4 protein-coding genes are annotated in these 7175 nt (G+C 64.1%); 3 read left to right on the top strand and 1 reads right to left on the bottom strand.

The annotated features are described in order from the left end of the window. The coding region (locus tag JOZ76_RS31490) for a GMC family oxidoreductase (RefSeq protein WP_291705291.1) at nt 1–1307 on the top strand (1307 nt) is incomplete at its 5' end. Between the two features lie 278 nt (nt 1308–1585). After that, complete coding sequence (locus JOZ76_RS31485) at nt 1586–2965, top strand: WcaI family glycosyltransferase (RefSeq protein ID WP_291705290.1); 1380 nt, start codon at nt 1586–1588, stop codon at nt 2963–2965. 46 nt (nt 2966–3011) lie between these two features. On the opposite strand, the gene JOZ76_RS31480 is transcribed toward JOZ76_RS31485, so the two are convergent. Continuing rightward, complete coding sequence (locus tag JOZ76_RS31480) at nt 3012–4418, bottom strand: hypothetical protein (protein WP_291705289.1); 1407 nt, start codon at nt 4416–4418, stop codon at nt 3012–3014. A gap of 175 nt (nt 4419–4593) precedes the next feature. Here JOZ76_RS31480 and JOZ76_RS31475 point away from each other — a divergent pair, with 175 nt between their 5' ends. Beyond that, nucleotides 4594–7110, top strand: coding sequence for a tetratricopeptide repeat protein (locus JOZ76_RS31475; protein ID WP_291705288.1), 2517 nt, complete (start codon nt 4594–4596; stop codon nt 7108–7110). Nucleotides 7111–7175: the final 65 nt, after the last annotated feature.

The following is a 7175-nucleotide window of genomic DNA, read 5'->3' as shown; positions in this document are numbered from 1 at the left end:
CTGCCGCCTTCTTCGGCATCGGGCCGGCCCGTTTCACCGCGCCCGCCGGCTGCTGGGCGGAATTTGGCGACACCCGCTGCGACCAGCTCGAGCGATGGACACAAGAAAACGACGTCGGCCGGCGGCACAGGCTACAGCTGTCGAACTCCCACCTCATCCGCGTCCTGCTCGGAGCGACGGTGACGGAATTGCATGTCTCCGAGGACGACCAAAAGGTGACCGCCCTCACCGTTGCCGACGCAAGGAGCAGGGTCCGCATCGAGCCGCCTCGCGTGGCGCTTGCCTGCGGCGGTCTCGAGACGACGAGATTGCTGCTGCAGGCACAGCAGCGCCGTCCACGGCTGTTCGGCGGCCCCGGCGGACCGCTCGGCCAGGGCTATATGGGGCACATTTCCGGCAAGATCGCCGACATCGTGCTGGCCGATCCCGCCTCAGCCAACATCCACGACTTCTTTCTCGACCAGGGTGTTTTCGCGCGCCGCCGTCTCACCCTGACGACGGAGGCGCAGACGCGGGAGCGACTGCTCAACATCGCCTTTTGGGCTGATAATCCGCCTTTCCATCTGGCCGGGCACGGCAACGGCGTCCTATCGATGGCCTGGCTTGCACTCGCAATCCCCTGGATCGGGCGAAGGCTGGTCGCGGAGGCCGTTCGCATCAGCCATGTCGGGCCGCGTCCCTATCGATGGGCACGGCACATCCGGAATCTCGCGCGCGCGCCGCTGCCGACGCTGCGGCAGATCGGAGCGATCTTGCATGCGCGGCTGCTCGCCGCCCCCCGCAAGCCCGGCTTCCTGGTCAGGAGCCGGGATGGCCGCTACGCGCTGCATTACCTTGCAGAACAGGCGCCTCATGACCAATCGCGGGTGACGCTCTCGACCCGAAAAGATGCTATCGGGCTGCCGTTTCTCGACGTCGACCTGCGCTACAGCGACATCGACGCGCAGTCGGTGTTGCGGGCGCACGAACTCCTCGACGATTCGCTGCGGCGCGCCGGATTGGGCCGCCTGGACTTCCACGAAGCGCCGGAGGCGCGCATCGCGGCGATCCTGCGACAGGCCAAAGACGGTTTTCATCAGATCGGCACGACCCGCATGGCGTTGCGGCCACAGGACGGCGTCGTCGACTCGGACTGCCGCGTGCACGGCATCGAGAATCTTTACGTGGCCTCGAGTTCGGTGTTTCCGCGCTCGAGCCAGGCCAACCCCACGTTTCCGGCGGTGGCGCTGGCGCTGCGGCTGGCGACACATCTTGCCGATCGGGTTCAACGGCTATCATCGCAACGCGATAGCGGCGCAATGCCGTGAACCGGCCCGATCCTGCGAAGGCGGCGCAGCACATGACAGTCGGTTCTCCACAACCCGACTCCGATGTTATGCTAGCGTTATGATACCTTCACAGAGGAAATGATATCAACCCTGCCGATGCGCCGGCTAGCGCATTGCGGTAACAAACTCCACGTTCGACCTGCGCGGCTGGACTTTTCGCCCACTATCCGCAGGCCCCGGCATGCCGCGTGATTCCTTGTAAATGGCGCGGCTGACGCCCGCGCCAGGCGTATTTCGTCGGCCGACTGGGGACAGACATGCGGGTCTTGGTCATCGGGATAAACTATGCTCCCGATCTGATCGGTGTCGCGAAATACAACACCGAGCTTTGCGAGAGCCTCAGGGCTCGCGGCCATGCCGTCCGCGTCGTGACCGCGCCGCCTTATTATCCAGACTGGACGATCCCGCATCACTACCGCTCGTTATGGTATTCATATCAGCGCCTCGACGGCGTCGATATCATCCGCTCGCCGATCTACGTGCCACGCCGGCCCACGGGGATGAAGCGGCTGGTCCACCATGCATCGTTTCTGCTGTCGGCCACGGTTCCCGCCTTGTGGAGCGCGCTGCGCTGGCGTCCCGACATCATCGTCGCGGTCGCCCCGTCCCTGCTTGCCGCACCGATCGCGGCACTGGCTGCGCGCGCTACCGGCGCGGCCTCCTGGCTCCACGTCCAGGACCTGGAGGTCGACGCCGCCTTCGAACTCGGGCTGCTCGCCAAGGACGCCAAGGCGCGTGACCTGATGCTTGCGCTGGAACGACGCATTTTTGGCTTGTTCGATCGCGTATCGACCATCTCGCCGCAAATGCTGCGATCCCTTCAGCACAAGGGACTGGCACCGGAGAAGCTGCGAGAGTTCCCGAATTGGGTGGACACGAGCGTGATCGTCCCCGGATCGAACCAGACGGAGCTTCGCGCAAACCTGGGCCTGAAGCCGACCGATGTCGTAGCGCTTTATGCCGGCGCGATGTCGAACAAGCAGGGCCTCGAACTGATTGTCGAAGCAGCCGGCATGACCCGTCGAAGCCACCCTGCCCTGCAATTCGTTCTTTGCGGAAACGGGCCCATGCGGCCGGAATTGACGCAGATGGCCCGCAAGCTGCCCAACCTGCGCTTTCTCGATCTGCAGCCGCTGGATCGGCTCCCCGAACTGCTCAACACCGCGGATATTCACCTGCTGCCCCAGCGAGCTCAGATCACGGATCTTGTGCTGCCGTCGAAACTCGCAGGCATGCTGGCGTCGGGTCGCCCGATCATTGCGATGGCCGCGCCCGGCAGCGGCGTCGCGCTGGAGACCGAGGGCGCGGGGCGCGTCATTTCCCCGGGCAATGCGGAGGCGCTTGCCGCGGCGGTGATTGCGCTGGCCGATGACGAAGCGTTGCGAGAGCGGCTTGGGACCGCCGCCAGAAAGCGCGCCGAGCAGAAATGGGATCGCTCCGCGATCATCCGCGCGATCGAGCTGGAACTGCTGGCGATGCGGCAACCAACGGCCGCGCCGCCGCGTCCACGGCAGCCGGCCTATTTCGGCCGCTCCATCGACCAGATTGCAACGGGGAGCCGCCGCGCGCGAGAGGATCGCCTGCCGGCGCGGCAGGTGCGAACACATTCCGGCGGCGTCCGCACCGGCAATGAGTGATTTCGCACTGTCATGGCCGGGACGGCCGCTCGACGAGGCGGCTAAGCTAGACTTCCTCGCCAACCGCCAATAAAGCCCGATGGTTTCGTGCGGATGTGGCGACGGCTCGATGGGTTCGACGCAGATATCGCAGGACGCCATAGATTCCGACGAGATGGAACGCGAATTCACCGGCCACAAACGCATAGACGCCGATCAACCCGATCAGGAGATAGCTGACCACGACCCCGGCCACCGCGCTGGCCGTGAGCGCAGCCGCGATCGCCCCGTAGGCACCCAGCGCGGCAAGCGCCTGGATCATCATCAACGAAAGCGACATGGTCAGGATGGTCGGCGCAAATGACAGGATCATTGTCGTAGCACGGTGCAGGCTGAAGCCGGGCAAAGCCGCGGCAACGCCCGCGACCGCGGCCGCGCCGAAGGCAAAGAGAACAGCACAATAGAACGTCAGCTTCTGCGCATCCAGCACGCTGCGCGGGCTGTGTGCGCCTGCTGCGGACAGTCTTTCGACCAGTCCGGGAAATTCGACCCGAAGCACAAACCCGATGATCTGCGTGAACGCGGTTACGACCTGCTTGGCGTAGATGAACAGAGCAGTGGTCTCGGCACCAAGATAGGCTGCGCTCAAAACCAGCTGGACGCGCATGTTGATCTGACCGGGCACGAGCTGGAACAGCATGGCAGAGCCGTCCTTGAACGCCCTGACGAGGCCCGCCTGCGTCGGCGCGCTGACTTGAGGAAACCAGCCCCTGCGCCAAAGCACGATCCACTGCGTCCCTACCGTCAGCAGATAGCCGACCGAAAAGACGCCTCCCAGGATCGCTCCTGCGGTCTCGGTCGATCGATGCGCGGCAAGGCAAAGGCCGATCGCCGCAGCGATATAGGCGGCCGCCCCGGTCAGACCGCTCACACCGCTCAATCTCAGCCCATCGAGCAGCCCGACGGCGTTAATCGCCCAGACCAACAATCCGGGAAGCGCCAGCGCGACGTAACATTCCGTGAAACCATCTCCGGCGATCCCGAACGCATAGATCAGCGCGGCGGCGCCGACGCAGGCCGCAAAGACAAGCCTGATCACGCTCGTCTCGCAAAAAATCCGCCAAAACTGCTCGCGCCCGTCCGGCCCGATGCCGATTCGCGCAACGGCTGTCGCAAGCGTCGTGCTGGCGCCGGCATCGACCAGGAGGATGCCGAGAATCGCGAACGAATAATGCGTCCCGAATGCTGCGAGGAGATCGTACTCGCCCGCGGCAACGAGCGTCGTCTGAACGATGAAGATGCTGCCTTGGCCCAACCCGAGCCCGACGACCAGGAAGGCGATATTGAGCAGCCGCTGCCGCGCGGCGTGAGCCGATCGCAGCCAGCCGGCGATCCGCGCGTCTGCGCGCGAGGGGATCAGTGCGGCAGAGCCCGCGGCTTTGGTCTTGCTGCAAGCTGACGTCGTCTCAGGCATGTCGTCCTCTTGAGAAACCAATCCGCTTCCGTCTCGCGTGCCCTCATCTAACCCAACCGCATGCCGCTGGATATGGATATGTTATCTGAATGTTATTCGCTACCAGCCTGTCACATTGTTGTTCAATTGGGCTCCTACAAGCATGCGCTGGGCCTTGGCGCAGGCATGGGCGGCGATGCGTGACGAACAGCGGATACTGGACCGGGCACTTTCCCTCCATCATGAGGGCAAGGTCGCGGATGCCGCCAGGCTCTACCGCCGCATCCTCGACCTGAATCCACACAACCTTCATGCCATCCATTTTCTCGGCGTAGCCGAAGCCGCAGCAGGTAACATCGATCGCGCCATGACGCTGATCGATCGCTCGCTGCAATCGAATCCCGTGAACGTGGAGTTCGTGGAGAATTATGCCGCCGTGCTGCATCGGGCCAGAGCGCACGATGCCATCATCGCACTGTGCGAGCGCTTTGGTCAGATTGTTCCTGATAGCGTCGCGCTGCTGCATGCCGGCGCGGCGGCGCAGCTGGCGCAGGGCCGCCATTTGCAGGCGATCGCTCAGCTGACGCAGCTTCTGGCGCGACATCCAGACCACTTTCCTGCACATTTCATGCTGGGCTCCGCACTCGCCAAGACGAAGCAATATGATGCAGCCATCGCATCCTATGATCGTGCCCTGGCGCTCAATCCGCAACTCGCCGAAGCGCATCTGGACAAGGGAACGGTTTACTTTGCGCAGCGTAGCTATGACGCGGCCCTCATGGCCTATGGTCGGGCGTTGCATGCCCGCCCGCGCTTCGCGGAAGCCTGGCTCGGCCGCTGCCACACGCTCATCCAGCTGGGTCGCAGCGAAGAGGCTCTGGCTGCCGCCGACGAAGCGCTGTCGTGCCGTCCCGAGCTTGCAGAGGCCTGGGTCGGTCGCGGCAATACGCTGCTCGAGCTCAACCGCCTCGAGGAGGCTTCGGCGGCCTATGAGCGCGCCCTCGTTCTGGCGCCTGCCTCCGCAGCGGCCCGGGCCGGACAAGGTCATGTCCTTCTCAGATTGGGCCGGCACGCGGAGGCGGATTCCGCATTCGAGCGGGCGCTCGCGGCCGACTCCACCTTCGCTGCGGCCTGGCTTGGCCGTGGCATCCTATTCCTGACGCTCGGCCGCCACGACGCCGCTGCGATGGCGATCGACAAGGCGCTTGAATTCGACCCGCAGCTTGCGAATGCATGGCGGCTGCGTGGCCAATTGTGCTATCTCAGGAAGCAGTATGACGATGCCCTGGAGAGCTGGGGCAACTCGCTGCGCCAAAATCCCGATCAGCCGGATATCGCCGCCGCCTGCCAGCGGGTCAGAATGCATGTCTGCGATTGGACCGATTACGATCAGGCCACGGCCTCCATCAGATCGTCGGTCCAAAGCGGCAAGATCGTCGCGCCCTTCCTGTTCATCGCCATCGCAAGCACGCCGGACGAACAGCTTCATTGCGCGCAACATTGGGCCCGGCATAATCTCCACTCGATCCGCGGACCGCGATGGCGCGGCGAACGTTACGATCACGACCGGATTCGCATTGCCTATCTTTCGGCTGATTTCCACGACCATGCAACGTCGCAGCTGATGGTCGGCGTCCTCGAGCAGCATGACAGATCGCGGTTCGAAATCAGCGGCATCTCCACAGGCCCGGACGACCATTCCGATCTGCGGCGGCGGATCGCGGCGGCGTTCGGGCGCTTCGTCGACGTCAGATCGCAGGGAGATGATCAGATTGCAGACCTGGTCCGGACCCTGGAGATCGACATTCTCGTCGATCTTAAAGGCTACAGCCAGGATGCGCGGACTGGCGTTCTCGCCATGCGCCCGGCCCCCATCCAGACTCAGTATCTGGGTTTTCCAGGGACACTCGGCGCGAGCTTCATCGACTACATCATCGCGGATCGAACCGTCATTCCGCGCGAGCATGCAGCACATTATGCCGAGAAGATTGCGTGGCTGCCGGACAGTTACCAGGCGAACGACCGGCGCCACGTGGCCGATATCATTCAACGCCGCGCAGAGCATGGCTTGCCCGACGGAGCTTTCGTCTTCTGCTGCTTCAACGACAATTACAAGCTGACGCCGCAGGTCTTCGACAGCTGGATGCGGATCCTGCGCGACGTCGAGAACAGCGTGCTGTGGCTGTACGAGGACAATCCCGCGGCATCGCGCAACCTGCGAGGGGAGGCCGCCGCCAGGGGACTCGCAGCCGAACGGCTGGTGTTCGCCCGGCGCCTGCCACTCGCCGAACACTTGGCCCGTCACCGTTGCGCGGATCTCTTTCTGGACACGCTACCCTACGGCGCGCATACGACTGCGAGCGACGCGCTGTGGGCCGGACTACCGGTGCTGACCCTCCTTGGCGGAAGCTTTGCGGGCCGCGTCGGTGCGAGCCTGTTGAACGCGATCGGCTTGCCGGAGCTTATCACGACGACGGTTGCGGCCTACGAGGCCTTGGCGATCAGGCTGGCGAGACAGCCGTCCGAACTGGCTGCAGTGAAAGCCAAGCTCGCCGGCAACCGTCTGATGACGCCGCTGTTCGACACCGCCGCGTTCACCCGCCACATCGAGGCTGCCTATGTCGCCATGATGAAGCGCCATCACGCCGGACTGCCGCCGGACCACATTCAGATCGACCGGCAAAAATCGGATTCTGCACTTGAACTGCAGTGAACCATTCGGGCGGCACGGCTGGAGCCCTGCCGACCGGCGCGGGTCGTGTCAATGACCGAGCAGCT

Origin of the sequence: Bradyrhizobium sp. (assembly GCF_019244115.1) — a bacterium.
Lineage (GTDB): Bacteria > Pseudomonadota > Alphaproteobacteria > Rhizobiales > Xanthobacteraceae > Bradyrhizobium.
The sequence above is the reverse complement of the archived record's forward strand: the minus strand, read 5'-3'. Positions and strand labels throughout refer to the sequence as shown.